The sequence below is a fragment of the Nocardioides litoris genome, assembly GCF_006346315.1.
Classification (GTDB): domain Bacteria; phylum Actinomycetota; class Actinomycetes; order Propionibacteriales; family Nocardioidaceae; genus Nocardioides; species Nocardioides litoris.
Genome location: NZ_VDMR01000003.1, coordinates 132739 through 159390 on the forward strand (window position 1 = coordinate 132739; position 26652 = coordinate 159390).

A 26652-nucleotide genomic window follows, 5' to 3' on the forward strand; every position below is an offset into this window, starting at 1 on the left:
GTCCTTCAGACAGTCGTGGGGCCAGGGGCACGGGGCCGACGCCCGTGCGGGGTCGCGTCGCGCGGAAGCCGCAGACGCCGCTCCGAGGAAGGAGCGCGGTCAGGCTACACCGGGAGCGCCGTGCACCGCCGCGCCGCGGTCGGACACGGCGAGGCGCAGCACCCGCCAGCCCTCCGGCACCCGGCGCACCAGTCCGTCGACGTCGCTCGTCGGCGTCGTCAGGACGAGCACGGTGGGTCCGGCGCCCGACACGACGGCGGCGTGCCCCTCCCCCCGCAGCGCACGGACGAGCGCCAGCGAGGCCGGCATCGCGGGCTCGCGGTAGTCCTGGTGGAGCCGGTCTGCGGTGGCGAGCAGCAGCCGCTCGGGCGCTCCCGCCAGCGCGGTCACCAGCAGCGCTGCGGCACCGGCGTTGGCCGCGGCGTCGCGGTGCGGCACGGCGTCGGGCAGCAGGCCCCGGGCGGCCTCGGTCGAGACGCCGTCGGGCGGGACGAACGCCACCGCGGCGATGCCGTCGGCCACGGGCGAGCGCACGCTCCAGAACCGCCCCTCGGCGTGGCCGGAGACCGTGAAGCCGCCGAAGAACGCGGGAGCGACGTTGTCGGGGTGGCCCTCGAGCCGGGCCGTGAGGTCGAAGGCGTCGGCGTCGGCCAGGCGCTCGGCGCCGTCGACCACGAGCGCGCGGGCCAGCACCACGCCGCCGACGATGGCCGCGGACGACGAGCCGAGCCCGCGGGCGTGCGGGACCCGGTTGCGGCAGCGCAGCCGCAGCCCGGCCGGGCGCTCCCCCAGGGCGTCGAAGGCGGCGTGCATGGCGCGGACGACGAGGTGCGTCTCGTCGAGGGGCACGCCGCCGCCGGCCCCCTCCCCGTCGACGACGACCTCGAGCCCGGGCCGGTCGACGACCTCGCCCTCGAGCTCGTCGTGCAGGTCGAGCGCCAGGCCGAGGGTGTCGAACCCGGGCCCGAGGTTGGCCGAGGTGGCCGGGACGTCGACCCGCACCGGGCCGGCGACGAAGGTCATGGGGCGCGCCGCGGGTCTCAGGCGAGGCCGGCGGCGGCCGCCGCGGCGTCGACGTCGGCGTCGACGACGGTGTCGACCAGCGGACCGACGCCCTCGAGCGCGGTCGCGGTGTCCTTGAGGCCGTGGCCGGTCACGGTGACGACCAGGGTGGCGCCGGCGAAGGACTCGCCCCGCTCGAGGGCCTGGAGCAGCCCGGCGACGCCGGCGGCCGAGGCGGGCTCGACGAACACGCCGTCGCGGCGGGCCAGGTCGCGCTGGGCGGCCAGGATCTGGTCGTCGGTGACGGACTCGAACCGACCCTCGGACTCCTTGGCCGCCTGCTCGGCGAGGTGCCAGGAGGCGGGGTTGCCGATGCGGATCGCCGTGGCCTTGGTGTCGGGGTCGGGGAACGGCTCACCCGTGACCAGCGGGGCGGCACCGGCGGCCTGGAAGCCGCGCATGACCGGCTTCTTGCTCGCGCGGCCGAGCTCGGCGTACTGGGTGTAGCCGAGCCAGTAGGCCGAGACGTTGCCGGCGTTGCCGACCGGCAGCAGGTGGACGTCGGGGGCGTCGCCGAGGAAGTCGACGACCTCGAACGCGGCGGTCTTCTGGCCCTCGAGGCGCACGGGGTTGACGCTGTTGACCAGGGCCACGGGGTAGTCGACGGCGAGCCCGCGGGCCATGGAGAGGCAGTCGTCGAAGTTGCCGCGCACCATGACCACCTGGGCGCCGTGCAGGATGGCCTGGGCCATCTTGCCGGCGGCGATCTTGCCCTCGGGCACCAGCACGAGCGGCTTGAGGCCGGCCTTCGCGGCGTACGCCGCCATCGAGGCCGAGGTGTTGCCGGTGGAGGCGCACACGACGGCCTGCGCGCCCTCGGCCACGGCGCAGGAGATGGCGGCGGTCATGCCGCGGTCCTTGAAGGACCCGGTGGGGTTGTCGCCCTCGACCTTGAGGTGGACCTGCCCGCCGGTGAGGCCGGAGAGCCAGGCCGAGTGCACCAGCGGGGTACCGCCCTCGCGCAGGGTGACGGCCTCGACCCCGTCGGGCAGGTCGAGGAGCTCGCGGTACTCCTCGATGACCCCGCGCCACTGGCTCATTCGTCTGCTCCTTCGACACGCATGACCGAGGTGACCTCGCGGACGATGTCCATGCCGCGCAGGTGGTCGACGGTCGCGCTCAGCTGGGCGTCGGTGGCGCCGTGGGACACGACGACGAGCTGGGCGTCGTCGCCGCGGCCCTCCTGGCGCACCGTCTGGATGGAGACGCCGTGCTCGCTGAACGCGAGCGCGACCGAGGCGAGCACGCCCGCACGGTCGTCGACGTCGATGGCGACGTGGTAGCGGGTGCGGGTCTCCCCCATCGGCAGCACCGCCCGGTCGGCGTACGCCGACTCGCCGGCGCCCTTGGTGCCCGCGACCTGGTTGCGGGCGACCGTCACCAGGTCGCCCATGACCGCGCTCGCCGTGGGCGCGCCGCCGGCGCCGGGACCGTAGAACATGAGCTGGCCGGCCGCGTCGGACTCGACGAAGACGGCGTTGTAGGCCTCGCGCACGCTGGCCAGCGGGTGGCTGCGCGGGATCATCGCGGGGTGCACCCGCACGGCGACGGACTCCTCGCCCCCGTCGTCCTCACGCAGCTCGCAGATGGCGAGCAGCTTGACCACGCAGCCCATCTCGCGGGCCGAGGCGATGTCGGCCGCGGTGACCTCGCTGATGCCCTCGCGGTGCACGTCGGAGGCGGTGACCCGGGAGTGGAAGGCCAACGAGGCCAGGATCGCGGCCTTGGCGGCGGCGTCGAAGCCCTCGACGTCGGCGGTGGGGTCGGCCTCGGCGTAGCCGAGCCGCTGCGCCGCCTCGAGCGCCTCGGCGAAGCCGGCGCCGGAGGTGTCCATGGCGTCGAGGATGTAGTTGGTGGTGCCGTTGACGATGCCGAGGACGCGGGTCACCCGGTCGCCGGCGAGGCTCTCGCGCAGCGGCCGCAGGATCGGGATCGCGCCCGCCACCGCGGCCTCGTAGTAGAGGTCGCGCCCGGCCTTCTCGGCCGCCTCGAACAGGGTCGGGCCGTCCTCGGCCAGCAGCGCCTTGTTGGCGGTGACCACGCTCGCGCCGTGCTCGAGGGCCGAGAGGATCAGACCGCGGGCGGGCTCGATGCCGCCGATGACCTCGACGACCAGGTCGACGTCGTCGCGGGCGACCAGGCCCGCGGCGTCGGTGGTGATCAGCCCCTCGGGCAGGTCGACGTCGCGCGGCGCGTCGAGGCGCCGCACGGCCACGCCCGCCAGCTCGACGGGTCGGCCGACCCGCGCGGCCAGGTCGCCCGCCTGCTGCTGCAGCAGCCGCACGACCTGGGACCCCACGACCCCGCAGCCGAGCACCGCCACTCTCAGGGCGCCGTCGCCCTCACCCATCACGCACCCACGTCCGTCGCCAGCAAGTCGTCCTCAGTCTCCCGCCGGAGGAGGATCCTGGCCTGCCCGTCCCGCACCGCGATCACCGGGGGCCGCAGCGCGTGGTTGTAGTTGGAGGCCATCGAGCGGCAGTAGGCACCCGTGCCGGGCACCGCCAGCAGGTCGCCCGGGGCCACGTCGGCGGGCAGGAACTCGTCGCGCACGACCACGTCGCCCGCCTCGCAGTGCTTGCCGACCACGCGCGCCAGCACCGGCGGCGCCTCGCTCGCGCGGCCCGCGACGGTGCAGGAGTAGTCGGCGTCGTACAGGGCGGTGCGGACGTTGTCACTCATGCCGCCGTCGACGCTGACGTAGGTGCGCACCGCTCCCCCGTCGAGCGTGACGGGCTTGACCGTGCCGACGGTGTAGACGGTGCACATCGAGGGCCCGACGATGGCCCGGCCGGGCTCGATGGACAGCTGCGGCGGCTCCAGCCCGAGGCCGCGGCACTCCTCCCCGACGATCCGGGTCATCTCGGCCGCCAGCTGCGCCGGGCTCATCGGCCGGTCCTGGGTGGTGTAGGCGATGCCGAACCCGCCGCCGAGGTTCATCTCCGGCATCGTCGTGCCGAGCTCGTCGGAGACCCGCGCGTGCAGGCGCAGCACCCGCCGCGCGGCGACCTCGAAGCCCGCGGCGTCGAAGATCTGGCTGCCGATGTGGGAGTGCAGGCCGCGCAGGTCGAGGCCCGGGGCGGCCAGCACGCGGCGCACGGCCTCGAGCGCGTCTCCGTTGGTGATGGAGAAGCCGAACTTCTGGTCCTCGTGGGCGGTGGCGATGTACTCGTGGGTGTGGGCCTCGACGCCGGCGGTGACGCGGACCATGACGGCCTGGGTCGCGCCGAGGTCGGCGGTCGCCGCGGCCAGGCGCTCGACCTCGACCAGGGAGTCGACCACGATCGCGCCCACCCCGGCCGAGACGGCGCGGCGCAGCTCGGGCAGCGACTTGTTGTTGCCGTGGTACTCCAGCAGTGCCGGGTCGACCCCCGCCCGCAGGGCGACCGTCAGCTCGCCGTTGCTGCACACGTCGAGGCGCAGCCCCTCCTCGACCACCCACCGCGCGACGGTGGTGCACAGGAACGACTTGGCGGCGTAGTAGACCTTCCAGCCGGCGAACCCGTCGCGAAAGGCGCGGGCCCGGGCCCGGAAGTCCTCCTCGTCGAGCACGTACGCCGGCGTGTTGTGCTCCGCGACCAGGTCGGCCACCGCGACGCCGCCGACGACGAGGTCGCCGTCGCGCTTGTGGGCCGTGCTGCTCCACAGCGACGGCACCAGCGCGTTGGGGTCGGCGGGTGGGCTGAGCCAGGCCGGGCCGCGCAGGCCGCCGGGCGCGTGGGCCCATCCGGCCTCGTGCGTGGTGCTCACATCCGCTCCGGGGCGGAGACGCCGAGCAGGTCGAGGCCGTTGGCGATGACGGTGCGGGCGGCGACCACGAGCACCAGGCGAGCCTGGTTGAGCGGGCTGACGGGCTCGTCGCCCATCGGCAGCATCCGGCACTCCTTGGTGTCGTACCACTTGTTGAACGCCGAGACGGTGTCCTCCAGGTAGCGCGCGACCCGGTGGGGCTCGCGCAGCTCGGCCGCGCTGGCCACGACCTTGGGGAAGTCGGCCAGGGCGCGCAGCAGGGTGCGCTCGCGCTCGTGGGCGAGCAGCGCGGGGTCGAAGTCGTCGGGCAGCGTGACGCCGAGGTCGACGGCGTTCTCCATCATCCGCACGGTCCGGGCGTGGCCGTACTGGACGTAGTGGACCGGGTTGTCGTTGCTGGCCTTGGTGATCTCGGCGACGTCGAGCACCAGCGGGGAGTCGGCCGGGTAGCGCGCGAGGGAGTAGCGCAGCGCGTCGACGCCGACCGCAGCGACCAGGTCGTCGAGGGCGACGATGGTGCCGGCCCGCTTGGACAGCCGCAGCTCGGCACCGTCCTGGAGGATCTTGACCAGCTGGCCGATCATCACGTCGAGGGTCAGCGCCGGGTCGTCGCCCACGCACGCCGCCATGGCCTTGAGCCGCCCGACGTAGCCGTGATGGTCGGCGCCCAGCAGGTACAGGCAGCGGTCGAAGCCCCGCGCCCGCTTGTCGAGGTAGTAGGCGGTGTCGGAGGCGAAGTAGGTGAGCTCGCCGTCGGACTTGATGAGCACCCGGTCCTTGTCGTCGCCGAAGTCGGTGGTGCGCATCCACAGCGCGCCGTCTTGGTCGTAGACGTGGCCGAGGTCGCGCAGGCGCTGCAACGTCTCGGGCACCGACCCGGAGGCGTGCAGGGACTGCTCGGAGAACCAGGTGTCGAAGCTGGTGTTGAAGGCCTCGAGGGACTCGCGCTGCTCGCGCAGCTGGATCTCGTAGCCCAGCTCGCGCACCCGCACCCGCCGCTCGTCGGCCGGCAGCGACATGGCCTCGGGGTCGGCGGCCTGGACGGCGGTGGCCAGGTCGGCGATGTAGGCGCCGGCGTACCCGTCGGGCGGCGTGGGCTCGCCCAGCGCCGAGGCGACGATGGAGTCGGCGAAGTGGTTCATCTGGACGCCGCGGTCGTTGATGTAGAACTCCCGCTGCACCTCGGCCCCGGCCGCGGCCAGCACCCGCGCGATGGCGTCGCCCAGCACCGCCCACCGGGTGTGGCCCAGGTGCAGGGGCCCGGTGGGGTTGGCCGAGATGAACTCGACGTTGATCTTCTGCCCGGCCAGCGTCTCCGACCGCCCGTACGCCGCCCCGGCGGCCAACACCTCGGCGGCCACCTTGCCCTGGGCGTCGGCGGCCACGGTGACGTTGATGAAGCCCGGCCCGGCCACGTCGACCGCGCCGACGCCCGGTGCGTCCCGGAGCTCCTCGGCGAGCAGGTCGGCCAGCTCGCGCGGCTTGGTGCCGGCGGCCTTGGCGAGCTTGAGCGCGACGTTGGTGGCGTAGTCGCCGTGGCTGGCGTCGCGCGGTCGCTCCACCGTCACCTCGGCCGGGACGCCGTCCGGCAGGACGAGCGCACCCCGGTCCACGAGCGCCGCGAGGGCGCCGACGACGGTGGCAGACAGCTCGGCTGGGTTCACCGTCCAAGACTATCGACGGGTACCGGTTCGCTTCCCGCCGGTTTCGGCGGGTAGTGTCCGTGGCGCGCCCGGCCCGCCGGGCGCGTTGCCTCCGTAGCTCAGGGGATAGAGCACTGGTTTCCGGTACCAGGTGTCGCAGGTTCGATTCCTGCCGGAGGCGCCCCCCGTTCCCGCGCCGGACGTCGGCGCAGCAGCGCCAGACCGGTCACCAGCGCCGCCACGCCCCCCGCCGGCAGCCACGGCCCGAAGGGCGTGCCCGTCCCCGGCAGCGTCCGGCCCAGCCCGGCCAGGTCCCCGAGGTCACCGAGGTCCCCGAGCCCGGCCCAGCCCGACGAGCGTTCCCGGCCCGGCCCGTCCGCCAGCGGGGCATCGCCCACGCCCGTGCCGGCCGCGCCACCGGCGTCGGCGGTGGCGACCCGCCCGGCGCCGTACCAGCGCAGCGCGAAGGTGATCTCGTCGGTCATCGTGTCGTTGCCGGCGGCCCGGTCGGGCCAGACGCTGATGCGCAGGGGCACGGGCACGCCCGCACGCGCGTCGCCCAGGTCGAGGCGGTCGTCGACAAGGTCGGCGAAGGCGGCCTCCGCGATCGCCGGCACGCCGCCGTCGAGCCGCTCGACCCGCACCCTCAACCAGGGCAGGAGCTCGCCCTCGCCGGCCTCGGTCCCGCACGTCGTGTCCCCGGCACGGACCTCGTTGTCGAGGCAGCCGCCCTCGTGGGAGACGACGTCGGCCACGCCGAGGGCGAGGCGCCCCGCGGCTCCCTCGGCCACGGTCAGCGCCACGTCCTGCGAGACGGGCTCGCCGGGCGCCATCGGGGCGAACTGCAGCGCCGAGCCACCGCCCTCGATGCGCACGGTCAACCAGGGGTCCGTGGCAGCGGCCGCGCCGCCGGCGCCGAGGGCGACGAGCACGAGCGCCACCACCAGCGACACGAACCTCATGGGGCCACCGTGCCGGGGACCGCGAACCGTGGTCACCGTCGGGACTGATGGGAGCGGAACGGGCCGGAATCATCCAGATTGATGAGGCGCGGCCGGGTGCGGTCTGGACCGTTCGCGTCCCCGCTCGGACAAATCCCGTAATACCGCGTCTTGCGCCGGACCTGGACCCCAGGATGCGGCGCAGGTGCCGGGGACGCGGCACCTGACCAGGGAGACTCCAATGACGGACAGCAACCAGACCCCGCGGCCCATCCCGCACGACCGCCGCCTCCGCATCGTCGTCACCGCGGCGTGCGTCGCCCAGGCCGGCGGCCTGGCGGTGGCCGCCGGCCGGCTCGACGCCGCGGCCGTCGAGGTCGCCTCGCCGACCCCCGCCCACGTCGCCGGCGTGCTGCTCGTGGCCGCGGCCCTGCTCCTCGCCAGCGGCCTGCTGCTGCAGGTCGTCGGCCCGACCCAGGGACGGCGGTCGCCGGGCCCGGTGACGCTCGGCCTGGCCGGCTACCTCGCCGTCGGCCCCCTGGCCAGCCTGCTCGTCGGCCACGGCCCGGCCGTGCCCGTGGGGCGCGCGGGCCAGGCCCTGGCGCTGCTCGCCGTCGGCGCGGTCCTGCTGGGCCGGGCGCGACCCGGGCGCCGGGAGCTCGCGGTGCTCGCGCCGCTCGTGACCCTCGTGGTGCTCGTCGCGGCCGACGGCGCCTGGCGCCAGCCGCTCGACGCGACCGACCACCTCCTCACCGGAGGGCTCCTGTCGGTCGGGTGGGCCGTGGTGGCGGTCGGCACCGCCCGCCGGCTGGCCCCCGGTGAACCGCCCCCGGCGTCCCTGGTCCTCGTGCTGGCCGTGGGCACCCTTCCGGTGCTCCGCGGCCTCGACGGCCCGGAGTCCGGCACGTTCGCCCTGCTCGCCGCCGGGCTCGTGCTCCTGGTGGCGACGGCCCACCTGGTGCGGTCGTGGGCCGGCGCGCGACGCAGCGCCGGCGCGGCCCTCGCCGTCGTACGGGCCGCGGAGGAGGAGGGCGCGGCCCGGACCTCGGCCCTGGTGCACGACGCGCGCAACACCTGCGCAGTCGTGCGGATGGCCGTCGACCTGCTCACCGACGAGGACCACCTCGACCGCGACACCGCGCTCCGGCTGCGGCAGGCAGCGGTCGGCAGCCTCGACCAGCTCGAGGGCCTGGTGGTGGCCGGCAGCCTGCGGCGCACGGCGTGAGCACCGGCGAGACCACCGGCAGGGCCACGGGCCAGGCTCCCGGGGAGGGGGCGCGCGTGCTCGTCGTCGACGACCACGCGCTGCTCGCCCAGACCCTGCAGCTCGCGCTCACGGCGCGGGGCATCCGGGCGGAGGTGGCCCCGCTCGACTCCGTCGAGGCCGTCACGGCCGCCGCGGTCGCGCTCCCGGCCGACCTCGTGCTGCTCGACCTCGACCTGGGCGAGCCGTTGGTCGACGGCACGACGCTCGTCGCGCCGCTGCTGGCCACCGGGGCTCGGGTGCTGGTGCTGACCGGGTCGTCGTCGGACCGGGCGGCCCGGGCGATCGAGCGTGGTGCCGTGGGGTCGCTGCGCAAGGACGTCGCCCTGGACCGCCTGGTCGCCACCGTCGTGGCCGCCGCGCGCGGGGAGGCCGTGATGGGCCTGCAGGAGCGCCGCGACGTGGTCGCCGCGGCCCGGGCGTCACGCCATCAGGAGGAGCAGGCCCTGGCGCCGTTCGACCGCCTCAGCCAGCGCGAGGCCGAGGTGCTGCGCGAGCTCGCCGACGGCACCTCGGTCGGCAGGCTGGCCGAGGCGTGGTGCGTCAGCGAGGCCACCGTGCGCTCGCACGTGCGGGGCGTGCTGACCAAGCTCGGCGTCGGCAGCCAGCTCGAGGCCGTGGCCGCCGCCCGTCGCAGCGGCTGGCTCGACCTCAGCAGCTCTCGATGACCGCGTCGTCGCGGGCGTCGTCGCCGTAGCGCTGGGCCGCGGCGGTGTCGGGCAGCACGACGCTCGCGCCCCCGACGTCGCCGATGCCGCCCTGCACCACGCAGCCGGTCACCTTCTTGGGCTTGACCTGGGCGATGGCGTGCGCGATGCGGAACAGGTCGGCCGGCGGCAGGTCGGTCTGCGTGTGCTTCATGACCGTGAGGACGCCCCGGTCCACGAAGCCCGGCTCGTCGACCTTGGCCCCGATCTTGCGCTGGATGCCGGCGAGCACCCGCTGCTGGTTGGCCGAGCGGCCGAAGTCGCCGTCGGACAGGGTCTTGCGGATGCGGGAGAACGCCATGGCGTCGTACCCGTTGAGCTTGATCCGGCCCTCGTCGAACCCGTCGTCCTTGAGGTTGGAGTCGGAGAAGGCGCGGGGGTTGTCGACGCTGATGCCGCCGATGTCGTCGACCATCGCCTCGAAGAACGGGAAGCGCGTGACGAAGATGTAGTCGGGGGCGACGCCGACCAGCTCCTGGACCGCCTCGCCGAGCAGCTGCGGCCCGCCGTAGACCATCGCGGCGTTGATGCGGTCGGAGCCGTAGCCCGGGATCTGCACGTAGGCGTCGCGCGGGATGCCGATGGAGGTCGCCGCACCGGTGGCGGTGTCCATGCCGACCAGCTGGATCGCGTCGCCGCGGACCCGGGTCATGTCCTCGCCGGGCCGGGCGTCGGAGCCGACGCCGAGGATCCAGACGACGTCGTCGTCGCCGACCGCGACACCCGCGGCCTTACGGAACTCGGTGAGGCTGGCCTGGGTCGAGGCGGTGCCGGCGTCGGGCACCGCGAGGCCGACCGCGGCCAGCAGCAGGCCGAGCGCCGCGACGCGGCGCAGCCGTGGGGACCGGGTGCGCTGGGGGGTGCTCATCAGGCGTCTCCTCGCTGGACGTCGTAGCCGAAGACCTGCCAGCCCTTGCCCTTCGACTTGGTCAGGTAGAGGTGGCCGGTGACCACCTCGGAGCGGACCGAGCCGGTCTCGCCGGTGCGGTCCATGCCGAGCTCGAACTGGACCGAGGCGGTGCTGGTGCGGCCCTTCTCGGCGAGGGTGTCGATCTCGACCTGGCGCGTGGTGGCGGCCACGGCGTACGTCGTGGGCCCGACCCCGCGGTTGCTCATGAGCTGCCGGTCACCCTGGGCGCGAGCCGCCGCTCCCGGCGTGAACCCGGGGAACGCGTCGTCGAAGTCGTCGCGGGGGTACTCGCCGCCGAGGTAGGCCGCGTCGAACCAGGCGTCGACCACCGCGGTCAGCTCCTGGGTCATGGTGCGCTGCGCCTTGGCCGACAGCTTGCCGCCCGAGACCGTGCGCACGGTGGCGGTGGTCTCGGCGAGGCCGGACGCGGACGCACCGCCTCCACCGGAGGAACCCGGCGGGCCGCCCGGGGAGTCGTCGCCCCCGCTGCAGCCCGTCAGCAGGACGGCGGCGACGGCGAGTCCGGCGAGGGCCGGACGGGCGCGGTGGGGCCAGGGGCCGGGAGGTCGGGACATGGCGGGTGGGCGCTCCAGCGGTCGGACAACGGTGGGACGGATGTGGCGTCGGTGACAGGGTGCCTGAAAGTCCACCCGGGGCCGCGCATTTGCTGGCCCGTGGGTCTAGCCTTTGAGGCGCCCCGAGCAACGTTGCGCTCAAGCCCACCACATCACCTTCGGAAGAGGCGAACCCAGCCGTGCCGCAGTCGTCAGGCCCGTCCACCAGCTCCACCGCTCCGCAACCCGGCTCGGACTTCGGGCCCAACGAGTGGCTCGTGGAGGCGATGCGGGAGGCCTACGACGCGGATCCCGCGAGCGTCGACGCCGCGTGGCGGGAGTACTTCGAGGGCGGGCAGGGCAACGGCCAGACGAGCGGGGGCAACGGCAACGGCACGGCCGCCGCCACGAAGCCCGAGACCACGAAGCCCGAGACCACGAAGCCCGAGGCCGGGTCGGAGCCGGCGAAGCCGGAGACCAAGAAGCCCGAGGCCAAGCCCGCCGCGAAGGCCGAGGCCGCCAAGCCCGAGCCGAAGAAGCCCGAGCCGAAGAAGCCCGAGGCCAAGCCCGCCGCCAAGCCCGCGGCCAAGGCCAACCCGACGCCCAAGGAGCCGGCGCCGGCCGAGCCGAGCGCGGCCAGCGACGAGCCGACCTACACCGTGCTCCGCGGTGCCCCTGCACGCACGGCGGCCAACATGGACGCCTCGCTCGCGGTGCCGACGGCCACCTCGGTCCGCTCCGTGCCGGTCAAGCTCCTGTGGGACAACCGCATCGTCATCAACAGCCACCTCGCCCGGGCGCGCGGCGGCAAGGTCTCCTTCACCCACCTCATCGGCTACGCGCTGGTCCGGGCCGTCACGTCGATGCCGGAGATGAACAACGGCTTCGAGACCGTCGACGGCAAGCCCAACCTGATCACCCCGGCCCACATCAACCTCGGCCTGGCCATCGACGTGCCCAAGCCCGACGGCAGCCGGCAGCTCCTCGTGCCGTCGATCAAGGCCGCCGAGCAGATGGACTTCGCGGCCTTCTGGACCGCCTACGAGGACATCGTGCGCAAGGCGCGCGACAACAAGCTCACGGTCGAGGACTTCAAGGGCACCTCGATCAGCCTCACCAACCCCGGCGGCATCGGCACGGTCCACTCGGTCCCGCGCCTGATGGCGGGCCAGGGCGCGATCATCGGGGTCGGCGCGATGGAGTACCCCGCCGAGTGGCAGGGCGCCTCGGAGGAGGCGATCGCGCGCAACGGCATCAGCAAGGTCATGACGCTGACCTCGACGTACGACCACCGCGTGATCCAGGGCGCGCAGTCGGGTGAGTTCCTCAAGCGCCTGCACCAGCTGCTGCTGGGGGCCGACGGCTTCTACGACGACATCTTCCGCTCGCTGCGCATCCCCTACGAGCCGATCCGCTGGAACGCCGACATCGCGGCGTCGCACGACGACCAGATCGACAAGCAGGCCCGGATCCTCGAGCTGATCCACGCCTACCGGGTGCGCGGGCACCTGATGGCCGACACCGACCCGCTGGAGTACCGCCAGCGCAGCCACCCCGACCTGCAGATCGAGTCCCACGGCCTGACCCTGTGGGACCTCGACCGCGAGTTCCCGACCGGCCAGTTCGGCGGCGAGGGCCGCCGCTTCATGAAGCTGCGCCACATCCTCGGCATCCTGCGCGACTCCTACTGCCGCACCACCGGCATCGAGTACATGCACATCATGGACCCCGAGCAGCGGCGCTGGATCCAGGAGCGGGTCGAGCAGCCGCACACCAAGCCGCCTCGCGAGGAGCAGCTGCGGATCCTGCTCAAGCTCAACCAGGCCGAGGCCTTCGAGACGTTCCTGCAGACCAAGTTCGTCGGGCAGAAGCGCTTCAGCCTCGAGGGCGGCGAGACCACCATCCCGGTCGTCGACGAGATCTGCGAGGCCGCAGCCGAGGCCGACCTCGACGAGGTCACCATCGGCATGGCCCACCGCGGCCGCCTCAACGTGCTCGCCAACATCGTGCAGAAGAAGTACAGCCAGATCTTCCGCGAGTTCGAGGGCAACATCGACCCGCGCACGGTGCAGGGCTCCGGCGACGTGAAGTACCACCTCGGCGCCGAGGGCGAGTTCACCTCCGAGAAGGGTGCCACGGTCAAGGTCTCCGTGGCCGCCAACCCCTCGCACCTCGAGGCGGTCGACCCGGTGCTCGAGGGCATCGCCCGCGCCAAGCAGGACGTGCTCGACCGGGGCCAGGAGTTCCCCGTCCTCCCGCTGCTCATCCACGGCGACGCCGCCTTCGCCGGCCAGGGCGTCGTGGCCGAGACGCTCAACCTGAGCCAGCTGCGCGGCTACCGCACCGGCGGCACCATCCACGTCGTCGTCAACAACCAGGTCGGGTTCACCACCTCCCCCGGCTCCTCGCGCTCCTCGCTGTACTGCACCGACGTCGCCCGGATGGTGCAGGCGCCGATCTTCCACGTCAACGGCGACGACCCCGAGGCCTGCATCCGGGTCGCCCGGCTCGCCTTCGAGTACCGCGAGGCGTTCCGCAAGGACGTCGTCATCGACCTGGTCTGCTACCGCCGCCGCGGCCACAACGAGGGCGACGACCCGTCGTACACCCAGCCGCTGATGTACGACCTGATCGAGCAGAAGCGCTCGGTGCGCAAGCTCTACACCGAGTCGCTGATCGGTCGCGGTGACATCACCATCGACGAGGCCGAGCGGGTGCTGGCCGACTACCAGCAGCAGCTGGAGCGGGTGTTCACCGAGGTCAAGGAGGCCACCTCGCAGCCCAGCGAGTGGACCACCGTCCCCGACTACCCCGACAAGCCGGCGGCCGAGACGACCACGGCGATCTCGCGCGAGGTGCTCAAGCGCATCAGCGACGCCTACGTCTCCCCGCCCGACGGCTTCACCGTCCACCCGAAGGTGATGCCCCAGCTGCAGCGCCGGGCGAAGGCGATCACCGAGGGCCCCATCGACTGGGGCACCGGCGAGGTCCTGGCCTTCGGCGCCCTGCTGATGGACGGCCGACCGGTCCGGCTCGCGGGCCAGGACTCCCGGCGCGGCACGTTCGTGTCCCGGTTCGCCACCATCATCGACCGCACCAACGCCGACGAGTGGACCCCGCTGTCCTCCCTCACCGAGGACCAGGCGAAGTTCTACGTCTACGACTCGCTGCTCTCCGAGTACGCCGCGCTCGGCTTCGAGTACGGCTACTCCGTGGCCCGGCCCGAGGCGCTGACGCTGTGGGAGGCGCAGTTCGGCGACTTCGTCAACGGCGCGCAGACCGTCATCGACGAGTTCATCTCCTCCGGCGAGACCAAGTGGCGCCAGCAGTCGGGCGTCGTCCTGCTGCTCCCCCACGGCTACGAGGGCCAGGGCCCCGACCACTCCTCGGCCCGCATCGAGCGGTTCCTGCAGATGGCCGCCGACGACGCCTTCACCGTGGCCCAGCCGTCCACGCCGGCGTCGTACTTCCACCTGCTGCGCAAGCAGGCGCTGGGCGAGGCCCACCGCCCGCTCATCGTCTTCACGCCGAAGTCGATGCTCAAGCGCAAGGAGGCGGCCTCGCAGCCCGACGACTTCACCGAGGGCACCTTCCGGCCGTTCATCGGCGACGCGGAGGCCGACCAGGACGCCGTCGACACCCTGCTGCTGTGCTCGGGCCGGGTGACCTGGGACCTCATGGTCGAGCGGGCCAAGCGGGAGGACAAGCAGCGCTTCGCCATCGCCCGCGTCGAGCAGCTCTACCCGCGCCCGGTCGACGAGATCAAGGCCGAGATCGCGCGCTTCCCCAAGCTCAAGGCGGTCCGCTGGGTGCAGGACGAGCCCGAGAACATGGGTCCGTGGCCGCACTACGCGCTCAACGTCTGGAACGACGTCGACGCGCAGGTCGAGCCCGTCACCCGTCCGCAGTCGTCGTCGCCGTCCGTCGGCACGGTCAAGCGGCACCTCGCCGAGCAGAAGGAGCTCGTCGAGCGGGCCTTCCGCTGACGGGACGGGCGTGTACTTCACCGACCGCGGCATCGAGGAGCTCGAGAAGCGCCGGGGTGACGAGGAGGTCACCCTGGCGTGGGTCGCCGAGCAGCTGCAGGGGTTCGTCGACGCGCACCCCGAGTTCGAGACGCCCGTCGAGCGCTTCGCCACCTGGCTGGCACGCCTCGATGACCCCGAGGACTGAGGCGTGGCCGAGCTGCAGTTCTTCACGGGCACGATGGACTCCGGCAAGAGCACCCTGGCCCTGCAGACCAACCACAACCACGCCGCGCGCGGCCGACACGGCCGCATCTTCACCGCCCACGACCGGGCCGGCGAGGCCATCTTGTCGAGCCGCCTCGGGCTGGTGCACGAGGCGGTCGAGGTGCCGGCCGACTTCGACTTCTGGACCTACGTCGTCGACTCGCTGACCCACGGCGGGCGCATCGACTACCTCATCTGCGACGAGGCGCAGTTCTACACCGCGGCGCAGATCGACCAGCTGGCCAAGGTCGTCGACGAGCTCCAGGTCGACGTGTTCGCGTTCGGCATCCTCACCGACTTCCGCACCGACCTGTTCCCCGGCAGCCGGCGGCTGGTCGAGCTGGCCGACCGGATGCACGTGCTGCAGGTCGAGGCGTTGTGCTGGTGCGGCAAGCGGGCCACGCACAACGCGCGCACCGAGGACGGCCGGATGGTCGTCGAGGGCGAGGTCATCGTGGTGGGCGACGTCGACGAGGGCGGCGGCCCACCGGCGGAGGTCGCCTACGAGGTGCTCTGCCGCCAGCACCACCGCCGACGCCTCACCGCCGCGCGGGCGCAGGCGGTCAGCCTGGCGCCGGAGCCGCTCCCCTTCGGCTAGCCCGCCTGCGCGCTCAGTCGACCAGGACCGGGATCAGCATCTCCTCGGGCGTGAGCGAGCCGTGCAGCCCGACGAGCGTCTTCTCGTAGGGGAAGCGCTCGGAGGAGAAGACGCCGTGGTCGTCGTGGCAGGCGACGAGCACGTCGCCGAGCCGCGGTCGTACGGCGGCATCGACCGTCCCGAACCAGCCCCGTCGGCAGGCCTCGTCGCGGGTCAGCACGGTGGCCCGGTCGCCGAGCACCGCCGTCCAGGCGGCCAGGACGTCGTCGACGGCGCCGCCGCGGCAGTACAGGTGCCGGAAGCGCGCCTCGCCGCCGAGCAGGGCGACCCCGTGGAGCAGGTCGGCGTGGTCGTCGACGTCGACGCGCCGGTCGTCGGGGCAGTCGACCATGCCGTGGTCGGCCACCACGACGAGCCGGGTGTCGGACGGCAGGGTCTCGCGCAGCTGCTCGGCCTCGGCGTCGACCATGGCCAGCTGCTGCAGCCACTGGCTCGACGAGACGCCCCAGCGGTGGCCGGTCCAGTCGAGGTCGCTGTCGTAGAGGTAGGTCAGCGACGGGCGCGAGACCGACGCGGCGACGGCCGCGGCGAGCCGCTCCCCCACCTTGTCGGCCCCGACGAACTCACCGCCGCGGCTGGAGGCGACGGTCAGCCCCGAGCCCCGGAACTCGCGCTTGTTGACCACCGTGACCTCGACCCCGGCCTGCACCAGCCGGGCGAACGCGGTGGGGTGGGGCTGCCACTCCAACGGGTCGACGTCGGCGTCCCAGGCGAGGTGGTTGAGCAGCTGGTCGGTGCCGGGCACCCGCGCGGTGAAGCCCACCAGCCCGTGCTGCCCCGGCGCCAGCCCGGTGCCCAGCGAGGTCAGGCTGGTCGCGGTGGTCGACGGGACCCCCGCCGTACCGGGGCCGCCGGAGGACGCCAGCAGCCCCGCCAGGTACGGCGCCGCGTGGGCGTGCTTCTGCAGCAGCCGTGCCCCGAGGCCGTCGACCAGCAGCACGACGTACGACGACGCGTCGGGCAGCTCGAGGCCCGACGGCGGCACGCCGACCGGCGCGCCGAGCGCGCGGGCCACGGCGGGGACGACGTCGGCCAGCGACCGACGCCCGTAGGCGGGCTCGACGAGCCCGGACGGCACCTCGGCCACGGGTCAGTGCTGGGTGCGGGCGGCGAGGGAGGCGGCGAAGGACAGCAGGCCCCCGACGGCGTCGCGGCCGTCGGCGGCGGCCGAGACGCGCAGCGAGAAGTCGTCGGAGGCCAGGACGCCGGTGTAGCCGTGGTCGGCGTCACAGTCGGGGTCGCTGCACCCGGCGGGCTCGAGGTCGAGCCGCGAGACCCCGCCCCAGCCGATGGTCATGACGGCCTCGGCGGGCGGCTGCGGGCCGCGGGTCGGGTTGGCGGTCATCCGGGTCACCACCACCGACTTCACCGAGGTGAGGCTGATCGCCTCGGTGGAGGTGGAGGTGTAGGGCTCGGGCAGCAGGTCGTCGCCGGCGTGCTCGTCGGTGTGGGCCAGGATCAGCCGGGTCGGCGTCAGCACCACGACACTCTGGTGACGGCGCACCTCGTCGTTGTCGAACGTCGGCTCGTGGTGGACGTAGAACGAGACCACCTGCTCCCCCGCCACCGCGTCGTGGACCGCGTCGGCGACGACCTCGGGGTAGTAGCCCGTGCGGTCGATCGCCTTCTTCAGCTCACGCGCGTGGTCGACGTCGTCAGCCGCGGGTCGGAGGGGACGCATGGCCGCAGTCTGTCACTGCCACGCGGTTGTCTCGACGCCGAGGGCGGACGTGCCCAGCCGGGGCCGGGCGAGGAACACCCGGTCGACCGGGTGTTCCTCCGGCTCGGCAGGGAAAACCTGCGCTGGGAGGCCTGTGCAACGCCCACCCAGCGCACGTTCTCCCTGTCCGGCCCGGGTCACCGGACCTGGTCAGTCGTCGGCGAGGAGCCGACGAACTCGTTCGGCGGTGATGGCCTCGCGGGCCGGCTCGAGGTCCGCCCACCTGAACCGCTCGCCGTCCATGCCCGTCCGGCGCTTGACCATCTTGTCGCGCTCCTTCTCGCGCAGGACGACGTCCGCCGCGGTCTGACCGGGCCGGAGGAGCTCGCCGTACTTGACCTTGCCGTCCAGCTCGGCGTACTTCGGCCGACGGCGGCCGGCCTTCCAGACGAAGTCGAGGCAGGCCAGCAGGTCACCGGTCTCGTCACACCTCACCTCGACCTGCGGTTCGGGTCGGGGCAGGCTGTTGCGGTAGCAGAAGTGCACGAACCGCGACTCCAGGACGCTCTCGATGCGGGGGTCGGCCAGCCTGAGCACGATCTCGGTCCGCAGGGTCTCGGGCCAGTCCCGCATCAGGTCCAGCCGCTCACGCAGCGCCTCGGGGGTGGTCTGCCGGGTGTGCAGCAGGTGGTTGACCTGGGCCAGGCCGACCTCGGTGTCGACGGCAGTCGTCAGCTCGATCGCGGCCCGGGTCGGGCTCACCATCGGCAGGCCGTGCACCTCGACCAGGTCGCCGGGCAGGAGCGCCCCTCGGTGCTGCACGACGCCCGCCTCGCGTCGACCGGACCGACGGTCGAAGCGGGTCACGTGCACCTCGGAGAGGTCGAGTCCCCACTCGGGAGCGCCGAACCACACGGCAGCGCTGAGGTGGGACAGCGCGACCGGGACGTCGGCCTGCGCGAGCACCGCGCGCGAGGTCACCGCGTGGCGGCCGAGCCTGTCGAGGGCGACGAACCCGTCGTACGGCGAGTAGGCCCCTCGCCGGGGCCGGGCCAGCTGCCGGTCGCGGACCCCGCACAGCAACGCGCGGTCCGACCACCCCTGCACCACGAGCTCGCGGCGCAGCGACATCCGCAGCATCCACGCCGTACGCCGCGCGGCCAGCGCGGCGGAGACCGGTGGCGCGGGCAGGAGCACGAGCGGCGCCGGCTCGGCGCTGGACTCGGCGGTGGGTCGCACGTCGATGGTCACGCCCACCACGGTGCTCAGCCCGGTGCCGGCCACACCTGACCACCCGCGGCCTGTGGACAGCCAGCCGGCGACGAGCGTGGCGCGCGCTGCCCGGGAGCACCGGACCCGCACAGCCCCGGTCGAGCCTGCCAGGGAGAACTCGCGCTGGGTGGGCAGTGCATTGCCCTCCCAGCGCGAGAACTCCCTGGCAGGCTGACGGAACACCCGGTCGACCGGGTGTTCCTCGCCCCGGGCCGCCCAGGCCCACCCCAGCGCCGGCGCCAGCGCCAGCGACAGGACCGCGCGCCTACTCCGGGATCGTGTCGCTCGGGTGGTCGGCCATGCGGCGCACGAAGAGGTCGGAGCGCGGCTCGGTGACCGGGGCGACCCGACCGACGGCGGTCAGCACCGTCGAGCCGTGGGCACCGGCGAGGACGAGGGAGAGCTCGAGGGAGCTGAGCTGGGGCAGGTCGTCCTGCATCTGCGCGACCCGGCTGATGAGCCGCTCGACGGCGCCGACGTCGACGGGCTCGGCGCCGCGGTAGCCGAAGAGGATGGGCGAGCTCTTGACCTCGCGCACCATCGCGGAGACGTCGCGCGAGCCGAGCGGCGGGATGCGGTAGCTGCGGTCGGACAGGAGGTCGATGATCGGCCCGCCGATGCCGAAGGAGACCACGGGCCCGAAGAGCGGGTCCTCCATGGTGCGGATCGCCACGGGGACGCCGGGCGGCGCGTTCTTCTGCACCACGAACTCCGCGCCGTCGGCGTCGCGCACCAGGGAGGTCAGCGACTCCCAGGCGGTGCGCATCTCGGCGGTGCTGTCGATGTTGCGCCACACGTGGGCGAGGTCGGGGCGCTCGCGCAGGCCCTCGGCGGTGGCCTTGAGGACGACGTCCCAGCCGAGCTTGCGGCCGGCCGACTGCGCCTGCCGGACGGAGGTGACCGGCAGAGCGGGCCACAGCTCGATGCCGTAGGCGGCGAGCAGGGCACCGAGCTGCTCGCGGCCGAGGTCGGCGCCGTCGGGGTGGGCGTCGAGCACCTCGGCGACGACGCGCTGGGCCCGGCCGGTGTCGACCTCGGCCGGGTCGGGCGGGGCCCCGTCGGGGGTGCGCAGCCACACGGCGTAGTCGACGACGCTGGCCAGCGCGCGCACGGCCGCCTCGACCGCGGGGTACGACGGCACCGAGCCGCGCCCGGCCGAGGCGCCCGCCACGTCGGGGACCCGCAGCAGCTCAGGCACGCCCTCGGCGCCGAGGAAGGACGAGACGAGCGGCTTGTCGGACTGCTCGCCCACCGCGGCCAGCACGTTGGCGACGTCCTCGCCGGAGACGTTGAGCGGCGGGATGTAGACCGCGATGACCGAGTCGACCTCGGGGTCGTCGATGACGTCGTCGAGGGCGTCCTCGAAGTCCTCGGCCGTCGGCTCGGCGCTCAGGGTCACCGACCGGGTGACCAGCAGACCGACCGCGGCGGCCGCGTCGGCGGCGAGCAGGCCGAGGGCGTCGGAGTTGCCGACGACGGCGACCCGGCGTCCGCGCGGCAGCGGCTGGTGGGCCAGCAGCTGGGCGACGTCGAACATCTCCTCCAGCGTGTCGACCTGGATGATCCCGGCCTGCCGGAACATCGCGTCGAGCGCCTCGGGCGGCGCGGCGATGCGGCGTACGGCGTGGCCCATCGGCACGCCCTGGGTGGTGCGCCCGGAGCGGACGGCGATGATCGGCTTGCGCAGCGAGACCCGGCGGGCGATGCGGGAGAACTTGCGCGGGTTGCCGATGGACTCGAGGTAGAGCAGGACGACCTCGGTGGCGTCGTCCTCCTCCCAGTACTGCAGGAGGTCGTTGCCGGACACGTCGGCGCGGTTGCCGGCCGAGACGAACGTCGTCAGGCCCAGTCCGCGGTTGCGGACCTTCTCCAGGATCGCCGAGCCCAGGGCGCCGGACTGGCAGAAGAACCCGGCGCGGCCGCGCGGCGGCATGACGGGCGAGAGCGAGGCGTTGACCGAGACCGCCGGGTCGGTGTTGATGACCCCGAGGCAGTTGGGGCCGATCAGCCTCAGGCCGTAGGAGCGGGACAGGCCGACGAGGTGGCGCTGGCGGCGGCGGCCCTCCTCGCCGGTCTCGGCGAAGCCGCTGGAGATGACGATCATCCCGTGCACGCCCTTGGCTGCGCAGTCGAGCACGACGTCGGTCACCGAGTCGGCGGGCACCGCGACGATGGCGACGTCGACGTCGTCGGGGATGTCGCCGACCGACTTGAACGCCGGCAGGCCCGAGACGGCGGCCGCGCTGGGGTTGACGGCGTACACGCGTCCGGTGAAGTCACCGGTGACCAGGTTGCGCACCAGCACCTGGCCGATCGTGTCCTGGCGACGGCTGGCGCCGATGATCGCGATCGAGCGGGGGTTGAAGAACCGCTCGATGGAGGCCGCCTCGGCCCGGTGCTCGCGGCTCTGCATGACGCCGATCGAGGTGTCGGTGAGGTCGATGGGGAACTCGAGGGAGAGCACCCCGTCCTCGTACCCGCTGACCACCTTGTAGCCGGCCTCGCGGAACGTGTGGATCATCCGGCTGTTGTCGGGCAGCACCTCGGCGGTGAACTTGCCGATGCCGCGCTCGCGGGCGGCCTGGGCCAGGTGCTCGAGGAGCAGCTGGGCGATGCCGCGGCCGTGGTGCTGGTCCTCGACGAGGAAGGCCACCTCGGCCTCGGACTCCCCCACGACGTCGTAGCGGCCGACGGCGATCATCCGGCCCTGCAGGATCATCACCAGGGCCACCCGCTGGTCGTGGTCGACCTCGGTGAAGCGCTTGACGTCGCGCTGGGACAGCGTCGGCATGGGCGAGAAGAACCGGTAGTACTTCGAGCGGTCGCTGACCCGGGCGTAGAAGTCGACCAGCAGGTCGGCGTCGTCGGGACGGATCGGGCGCACGTGGGCCGTGCGGCCGTCGCGCAGCAGGACGTCGGCCTCCCAGTGCCGGGGCGCCGACGGGGCGTCGGTGTGGGGGTCCGCGGTCACGGGTCCCACGCTACCGGGACGGGGCGACCCGGCGTGCCCCCGTCGGGAGCGGCCGCGGAGGGCGCGAGAATGCCGCCATGGCACGGCGTACGACGCAGCAGGAGCCCCCCGAGGACTTCGAGGAGCACATCCTCGACATCGACGTGGGCGAGGAGATGCGCAACTCCTTCCTCGAGTACGCCTACTCCGTCATCTACTCCCGCGCGCTGCCCGACGCCCGCGACGGCCTCAAGCCGGTGCAGCGCCGGATCCTCTACACGATGAACGACATGGGCCTGCGGCCCGACCGCGGCCACGTCAAGAGCGCCCGCGTCGTGGGCGAGGTCATGGGCCGCCTCCACCCGCACGGCGACGGCGCGATCTACGACGCCCTGGTCCGCACCGCGCAGCCGTGGTCGCTGCGGCTGCCCATGATCGACGGCCACGGCAACTTCGGCTCGCCCGACGACCCGCCGGCCGCCATGCGCTACACCGAGTGCCGGATGGCCCCGCCGGCGGTGGCGATGACCGCCGACATCGACGAGGACACCGTCGACTTCCGGCCCAACTACGACGGCCGCGAGCTCGAGCCGTCGGTGCTGCCCGCGGCCATCCCCAACCTGGTGGTCAACGGCACCACGGGCATCGCGGTGGGCATGGCCACCAACTGCGCGCCGCACAACCTGGTCGAGGTCGTCCAGGCGCTGCGCCACCTCATCGCCCACCCGGCGGCCTCCGTCGACGACCTGATGCGCTTCGTGCCCGGCCCCGACCTGCCCACGGGAGGCAAGATCGTCGGCCTCGACGGCATCCGCGACGCCTACGAGACCGGCCGCGGCACCTTCAAGATGCGCGCCACCGCGCGGGTCGAGGCCGTCGGCCGCCGCAAGGGCATCGTGGTCACCGAGCTGCCCTACGGCGTCGGCACCGAGAAGGTCGTCGACCGGATCAAGACCCTCGTGCAGGGCAAGAAGCTGCAGGGCATCGCCGACATCAAGGACCTCACCGACCGCGAGAAGGGCCTGCGCCTGGTCATCGAGGTCAAGAACGGCTTCGTCCCCGAGGCCCTGCTCGAGCAGCTGTTCCGGCTGACCCCGATGGAGGACTCGTTCGGCATCAACGCCGTCGCGCTCGTCGACGGCCAGCCGCGCACCCTGGGCCTGAAGGAGATGCTCGAGGTCTTCCTGGGGCACCGCTTCGACGTCGTACGCCGCCGCACGACGTTCCGGCGCGGCAAGGCCGCCGACCGGCTGCACCTGGTCGAGGGCCTGCTCGTCGCGATCCTCGACATCGACGAGGTCATCCAGCTCATCCGCTCCTCCGACAACGCCGCCGAGGCGCGCGAGCGGCTGATGACGGTCTTCGACCTCTCCGAGCTGCAGGCCGACTACATCCTCGACATGGCGCTGCGCCGGCTCACCAAGTTCTCCCGCATCGAGCTGGAGAAGGAGCAGGCCGAGCTGCTGGCCGAGATCGAGCGGCTCGACGCGATCCTCGGTGACGACGCGCTGCTGCGCCGGCTCGTCTCCGACGAGCTCGCCGACGTCGCCAAGACCTACGGCACCCCGCGCCGCACCGTCCTGCTCGAGTCCGCCGGTACGACAGTCAGCGCGGCCGCCGCACCCCTGGAGGTGCCCGACGACCCGTGCTACGCGCTGCTGTCCTCCAGCGGGCTGATGGCGCGCACCAGCTCCGCGGAACCGCCGGCCACGGGCGAGGGCAGGGCCAACCACGACGTCGTCGTCTCGGCCGTCGCCGCGACCGCCCGGGGCGAGGTCGGGGTGCTGACCTCGGCCGGGCGCCTGGTGCGGCTCGCCGTCCTCGACCTCCCGACGCTGCCGCCCTCGGCCAACGACCCCAACCTGTCGGGCGGGCTGCCGGTCAGCGAGGTCCTCACCCTCGCCGCCGGGGAGCGGGTCCTGGCGCTGTGCACCCTCGCCACCTCCGGCCCGGGCCTCGCGCTCGGCACGCGCCAGGGCGTGGTCAAGCGGGTCAACCCCGAGGTGCTGGGCCGCGACGAGTGGGAGGTCATCGGCCTCCGGGACGGCGACGAGGTCGTCGGAGCCGTCGAGCTCACCACCGGCGAGGAGACCCTCTGCTTCATCAGCAGCGTCGCCCAGCTGCTCCACTTCCCGGCCTCGGCCGTGCGGCCGCAGGGCCGCTCCGGCGGCGGCATGGCCGGCATCAAGCTCGGGGCCGACGAGCGCGTCGCCTGGTTCGGCGCCATCGACCCGGCCGCCCCGCAGGGGTCGGTCGTCGTCACCTCCTCCGGCGCCTCGACCGCCCTGCCCGGCACCGAGCCCGGTTCGGTCAAGGTCACGCCGTTCGACCTCTACCCGGCCAAGGGCCGGGCCACCGGCGGCGTCCGCTGCCACCGCTTCCTCAAGGGCGAGGACGTGCTCGTCCTGGCCTGGGCCGGCGCCGCCCCGCCGCGGGCGGCCGCGGCCAGCGGGGCCCCGGTCGAGCTGCCCGCTCCCGACCCGCGGCGCGACGGCTCGGGCCTGCCCGGCTCGCAGCCCGTCGCGGCCGTGGCCGGTCCGCTCGCGGCGCGGTTGCCCGAGGCCCCGGCCGACGACGCTGTGCCAGGCTGACCGCCATGAGCTCCCTGCGCCGCCTCGCCGCCGCCGCAGCCCTGGCCCTCGCGCTGCCCGCGCTGGCGGCCTGCAGCGGCGGTGACGACCCGTCCCAGAACGCCGACGCCGACGCCGACGGCAGCGGCGAGGCCAGCCCCGCGGAGGTCCTGGCCTTCGCCGGGGAGCAGCTCGGCGAGACCGCCGGCGTGCGGCTCCGCCTGTCCACCACCGACACCCCCGACGTCGACCCGTTCCTGGGCAGCGCCGAGGGCGTGGTCACCCGGGCGCCGGCGTTCGAGGGCCAGGCCAGCGGCACCTTCCAGGGCCAGAGCGCCACGGTGGCCGTGCGCTCGGTCGACGGCACCTTCTACGCCGAGCTGCCCATCGTCGGGTGGCAGGACTTCGACCCCGCCACCCTGTGCGCGCCCGACCCGGCCACCCTGATCGACCCCGACGCCGGTGTCTCGTCGGTGCTGGCGGAGGCCACCGACGTCGAGCAGGGCGACGAGGCCCGCGCCGAGTCCGACAACGAGGTCACCGGCACCCGCTACACCGCCACCGTGCCGGGCTCGGCGATGAAGAACGTCCTGCCCTGCGCCCCCGGCGACACCTTTGAGGGCACCTTCCTCGTCGACGCCGACGGTCGGCTGCGCGAGGCGGTGCTCACCGGCGAGTTCTTCTCCGGCGCCCCCGAGCTCACCTACACGATCTTCCTCAGCGACTACGGCGTCGAGCAGGACGTCACCGCCCCCACCGACGGCCCGTGACCACCCCGACCAGCCCGGTCGGCACGCGCGCGCTGCTCGCGCTCGCCGCGGTCGCGGTCGGGTTCGCCGCCGTCGACACCTACGTCGTCGTGCTGGCCCTGCCCGACATGATGGTCGCCGTCGACATCGACGTGGAGCAGCTGCAGCGCGCGGCCCCCATCGTGTCCGGCTTCCTGCTCGGGTACGTCGCCGTGCTCCCCCTCGTGGGCCGGGTGGCCGACCTGCGCGGACCGGTGCCGGTGCTGCTCGCCTCCCTCGTCGTCCTCGCCGTCGGCTCGGCGGTCACCGCGGCGTCGTACGACCTGGTGACGATGGTGCTCGGCCGGTTCGTCCAGGGCGTCGGCGGCGGCGGCCTGGTGCCGGCCACGATGACCCTGGTCGCCGCGCTCTACCCCGTCGAGCGCCGCGGGCTGCCCCTCGGCCTCGTCTCGGCCGTCCAGGAGCTGGGCAGCGTCCTGGGACCCCTGGCGGGCGCCGCCGTGCTGGCCTTCGGCTCGTGGCGCAGCATCTTCGGGCTGACCTGCGCGGGCGGGTTGCTGCTGTGGGCAGCCGTGCGGGTGCAGGCCCGCAGCGAGGTGCCGCCGCGCGAGGGCCGCCCGGACCTGCTCGGGGCCGCGCTCGTCGTGGTCGCCGTGGGGGCGACGTACCTCCTGCTGGCGCCGCCGCGCTCGCTCTACACCGACCTGACCTGGGGCGAGCTGTTCATCCCGCTGGTCGACGACGGCAGCCGGTGGACCCAGCCCGTCGGCCTCGTCGCGGTGGCGGCCGCCGCGGCGTTCGCGCTGCGCTGCCTGCTCGCCCGCCGCCCACTCGTCGACGTGCGGTCGTGGGGCCGCACCCTGGTCGAGGCCGACCTCGCGGGCGCGGCCTGGCTGGCTGTGGCCCTGGGCGGGGTGGTGCTCGCCTTCGCCAGCGCCGACCCCGAGCAGTCGGCGATCAGCCCCCAGGCGCCGTGGTTCCTGCTGGGCTCGGCGGTGGCGGTGGTCGGGCTGGTGCGCCACCTGCGTCGCGCCGCCTCGCCCCTGGTCCCCCGGGGCACCCTGGCCCCCCGTCCGGCCTGGGGTGCCCTGGTCGTCAGCCTGCTGGTCGGCTGGGCCCTCATCGCGGCCCTGGTCGACATCCCGCTCTTCGCCCGCACCGCCGAGCGCGACTACGACCAGCTCGACGCCGCGCTGGTGCTGGTGCGGTTCCTCCTCGCCCTGCCCGTCGGGGCCGTGGTCGGCGGCCTCCTCGTGCGCCGCCTCCCCGCGGGCGCCGTCACCGCCGGCGGCATGCTCGCCGCCTCCGGCGCCTTCTGGTGGATGGCGCAGTGGGACCAGGGCTCGCTCGACTCCACCCTCAGCACCCTCCCACTGGTCCTCGGCGGCCTCGGGTTCGGCCTGGCCCTCGCGCCGGTCAACGCCGCGATGCTCGCCTCCACCCGCGACGACGCCCACGGCCTGGCCAGTGCGCTCGTCGTGGTCGCCCGGATGATCGGCATGCTCGTCGGCATCAGCGTCCTGACGACCTACGGCCTGGCCCGCCTGTACGACGAGCGCCGGGCCGACCCCTCCCTCGGGCTGCGGGAGCTCGGGCTGCTGCAGGAGCGGGCGGTCTTCGAGGGCGCCGCCCTGGTCGCCCTGGTCGCCGCGGTGGCCGCGGTCGCGCTGTTCCGGGGTGCGGCGACTCGCGGGGTGGACACCCGCGAGGCCCTCCGCGTCGGCTGACTA

At 73.8% G+C, this 26652-nt stretch carries 19 protein-coding genes and 1 tRNA gene; 9 read left to right on the forward strand and 11 right to left on the reverse strand.

The genetic code is table 11. From position 1 onward, the window contains the following. Positions 1-99: 99 nt before the first annotated feature. From thrB to argS, 5 genes are read right to left on the reverse strand one after another with little or no spacing between them, the layout of a single operon-like run. A complete protein-coding gene (gene thrB / locus FJQ57_RS12840) occupies positions 100-1023 on the reverse strand; it encodes a homoserine kinase (RefSeq protein WP_139980880.1) in 924 nt (307 codons plus the stop codon). Positions 1024-1040: 17 nt separating this feature from the next. Then, complete coding sequence (gene thrC, locus FJQ57_RS12845) at positions 1041-2102, reverse strand: threonine synthase (RefSeq protein ID WP_139980882.1); 1062 nt, start codon at positions 2100-2102, stop codon at positions 1041-1043. Next, positions 2099-3412 (reverse strand): homoserine dehydrogenase, encoded by a 1314-nt coding sequence (locus FJQ57_RS12850; RefSeq protein WP_139980884.1) that lies wholly within the window; start codon positions 3410-3412, stop codon positions 2099-2101. The genes thrC and FJQ57_RS12850 overlap by 4 nt, the downstream gene beginning before the upstream one ends. Further along, positions 3412-4812: a diaminopimelate decarboxylase gene (gene lysA / locus FJQ57_RS12855; RefSeq protein ID WP_139980886.1), complete on the reverse strand. Its 1401-nt coding sequence runs from the start codon at positions 4810-4812 to the stop codon at positions 3412-3414. Before lysA ends, FJQ57_RS12850 begins: the two co-directional genes overlap by 1 nt. After that, positions 4809-6476 (reverse strand): arginine--tRNA ligase, encoded by a 1668-nt coding sequence (gene argS, locus FJQ57_RS12860; protein WP_139980888.1) that lies wholly within the window; start codon positions 6474-6476, stop codon positions 4809-4811. Before argS ends, lysA begins: the two co-directional genes overlap by 4 nt. A gap of 87 nt (positions 6477-6563) precedes the next feature. Here argS and FJQ57_RS12865 point away from each other — a divergent pair. The 3 genes from FJQ57_RS12865 (at position 6564) to FJQ57_RS12870 (ending at position 9328) form a co-directional block, all read left to right on the forward strand. Beyond that, positions 6564-6636 (forward strand) — tRNA-Arg (locus tag FJQ57_RS12865). 1001 nt (positions 6637-7637) lie between these two features. Then, positions 7638-8621: a hypothetical protein gene (locus FJQ57_RS22535; protein WP_170219422.1), complete on the forward strand. Its 984-nt coding sequence runs from the start codon at positions 7638-7640 to the stop codon at positions 8619-8621. Between the two features lie 56 nt (positions 8622-8677). Beyond that, positions 8678-9328, forward strand: coding sequence for a response regulator transcription factor (locus FJQ57_RS12870; protein WP_170219423.1), 651 nt, complete (start codon positions 8678-8680; stop codon positions 9326-9328). On the opposite strand, the gene FJQ57_RS12875 is transcribed toward FJQ57_RS12870, so the two are convergent. Both FJQ57_RS12875 and FJQ57_RS12880 read right to left on the reverse strand, forming a co-directional pair. After that, on the reverse strand, positions 9312-10235 hold the full coding sequence (locus tag FJQ57_RS12875; protein ID WP_139980892.1) for an LCP family protein: 924 nt from the start codon (positions 10233-10235) through the stop codon (positions 9312-9314). The two genes, FJQ57_RS12870 and FJQ57_RS12875, sit on opposite strands and share 17 nt — an antisense overlap. Continuing rightward, positions 10235-10852 (reverse strand): hypothetical protein, encoded by a 618-nt coding sequence (locus tag FJQ57_RS12880; RefSeq protein WP_139980894.1) that lies wholly within the window; start codon positions 10850-10852, stop codon positions 10235-10237. The genes FJQ57_RS12875 and FJQ57_RS12880 overlap by 1 nt, the downstream gene beginning before the upstream one ends. Positions 10853-11031: 179 nt before the next feature. On the opposite strand from FJQ57_RS12880, the gene FJQ57_RS12885 reads away from it, so the two are divergent. The 3 genes from FJQ57_RS12885 to FJQ57_RS12890 are packed head-to-tail and all read left to right on the forward strand — an operon-like array spanning position 11032 to position 15661. After that, entirely contained in the window at positions 11032-14817 is a 3786-nt protein-coding gene (locus FJQ57_RS12885; protein WP_139980896.1) for a multifunctional oxoglutarate decarboxylase/oxoglutarate dehydrogenase thiamine pyrophosphate-binding subunit/dihydrolipoyllysine-residue succinyltransferase subunit, read from the forward strand. Between the two features lie 10 nt (positions 14818-14827). Then, positions 14828-15004 (forward strand): DUF6104 family protein, encoded by a 177-nt coding sequence (locus FJQ57_RS22540; protein WP_170215395.1) that lies wholly within the window; start codon positions 14828-14830, stop codon positions 15002-15004. 3 nt (positions 15005-15007) lie between these two features. Beyond that, complete coding sequence (locus FJQ57_RS12890) at positions 15008-15661, forward strand: thymidine kinase (protein WP_139980898.1); 654 nt, start codon at positions 15008-15010, stop codon at positions 15659-15661. A gap of 13 nt (positions 15662-15674) precedes the next feature. Here FJQ57_RS12890 and FJQ57_RS12895 read toward each other — a convergent pair whose 3' ends face one another. The 4 genes from FJQ57_RS12895 to FJQ57_RS12910 all read right to left on the reverse strand — a co-directional run bounded on the left by FJQ57_RS12895 (position 15675) and on the right by FJQ57_RS12910 (position 21624). After that, positions 15675-16808, reverse strand: coding sequence for an alkaline phosphatase family protein (locus FJQ57_RS12895; RefSeq protein ID WP_246081787.1), 1134 nt, complete (start codon positions 16806-16808; stop codon positions 15675-15677). Positions 16809-16811: 3 nt separating this feature from the next. Next, the gene (locus tag FJQ57_RS12900; RefSeq protein WP_139980900.1) at positions 16812-17402 is read right to left on the reverse strand and encodes a DUF5998 family protein; all 591 of its coding nucleotides are present in this window, start codon (positions 17400-17402) and stop codon (positions 16812-16814) included. Between the two features lie 189 nt (positions 17403-17591). After that, the gene (locus tag FJQ57_RS12905; RefSeq protein ID WP_139980902.1) at positions 17592-18632 is read right to left on the reverse strand and encodes a hypothetical protein; all 1041 of its coding nucleotides are present in this window, start codon (positions 18630-18632) and stop codon (positions 17592-17594) included. Between the two features lie 286 nt (positions 18633-18918). Continuing rightward, positions 18919-21624: a bifunctional acetate--CoA ligase family protein/GNAT family N-acetyltransferase gene (locus FJQ57_RS12910; protein ID WP_139980904.1), complete on the reverse strand. Its 2706-nt coding sequence runs from the start codon at positions 21622-21624 to the stop codon at positions 18919-18921. 77 nt (positions 21625-21701) lie between these two features. Here FJQ57_RS12910 and FJQ57_RS12915 point away from each other — a divergent pair, with 77 nt between their 5' ends. Genes FJQ57_RS12915 through FJQ57_RS12925 form a run of 3 tightly spaced genes read left to right on the forward strand, consistent with a single transcriptional unit; the run spans position 21702 to position 26649 of the window. Further along, entirely contained in the window at positions 21702-24194 is a 2493-nt protein-coding gene (locus tag FJQ57_RS12915; protein ID WP_139980906.1) for a DNA gyrase/topoisomerase IV subunit A, read from the forward strand. Positions 24195-24199: 5 nt separating this feature from the next. Further along, positions 24200-24943, forward strand: a complete 744-nt coding sequence (locus FJQ57_RS12920; RefSeq protein WP_139980908.1) for an LppX_LprAFG lipoprotein — start codon at positions 24200-24202, stop codon at positions 24941-24943. Beyond that, positions 24940-26649, forward strand: a complete 1710-nt coding sequence (locus tag FJQ57_RS12925) for an MFS transporter (protein WP_139980910.1) — start codon at positions 24940-24942, stop codon at positions 26647-26649. The genes FJQ57_RS12920 and FJQ57_RS12925 overlap by 4 nt, the downstream gene beginning before the upstream one ends. Positions 26650-26652: the final 3 nt, after the last annotated feature.

Bases quoted from the DNA above. Each gene is read 5' to 3' on its own strand.
- FJQ57_RS22535 (WP_170219422.1), top strand. From the start codon at position 7,638: ATGACGGACAGCAACCAGACCCCGCGGCCCATCCCGCACGACCGCCGC.
- FJQ57_RS12900 (WP_139980900.1), bottom strand. From the start codon at position 17,402: ATGCGTCCCCTCCGACCCGCGGCTGACGACGTCGACCACGCGCGTGAG.
- FJQ57_RS12875 (WP_139980892.1), bottom strand. From the start codon at position 10,235: ATGAGCACCCCCCAGCGCACCCGGTCCCCACGGCTGCGCCGCGTCGCG.
- FJQ57_RS12920 (WP_139980908.1), top strand. From the start codon at position 24,200: ATGAGCTCCCTGCGCCGCCTCGCCGCCGCCGCAGCCCTGGCCCTCGCG.
- FJQ57_RS12915 (WP_139980906.1), top strand. From the start codon at position 21,702: ATGGCACGGCGTACGACGCAGCAGGAGCCCCCCGAGGACTTCGAGGAG.
- FJQ57_RS12880 (WP_139980894.1), bottom strand. From the start codon at position 10,852: ATGTCCCGACCTCCCGGCCCCTGGCCCCACCGCGCCCGTCCGGCCCTC.
- thrB (WP_139980880.1), bottom strand. From the start codon at position 1,023: ATGACCTTCGTCGCCGGCCCGGTGCGGGTCGACGTCCCGGCCACCTCG.
- FJQ57_RS12850 (WP_139980884.1), bottom strand. From the start codon at position 3,412: ATGGGTGAGGGCGACGGCGCCCTGAGAGTGGCGGTGCTCGGCTGCGGG.
- thrC (WP_139980882.1), bottom strand. From the start codon at position 2,102: ATGAGCCAGTGGCGCGGGGTCATCGAGGAGTACCGCGAGCTCCTCGAC.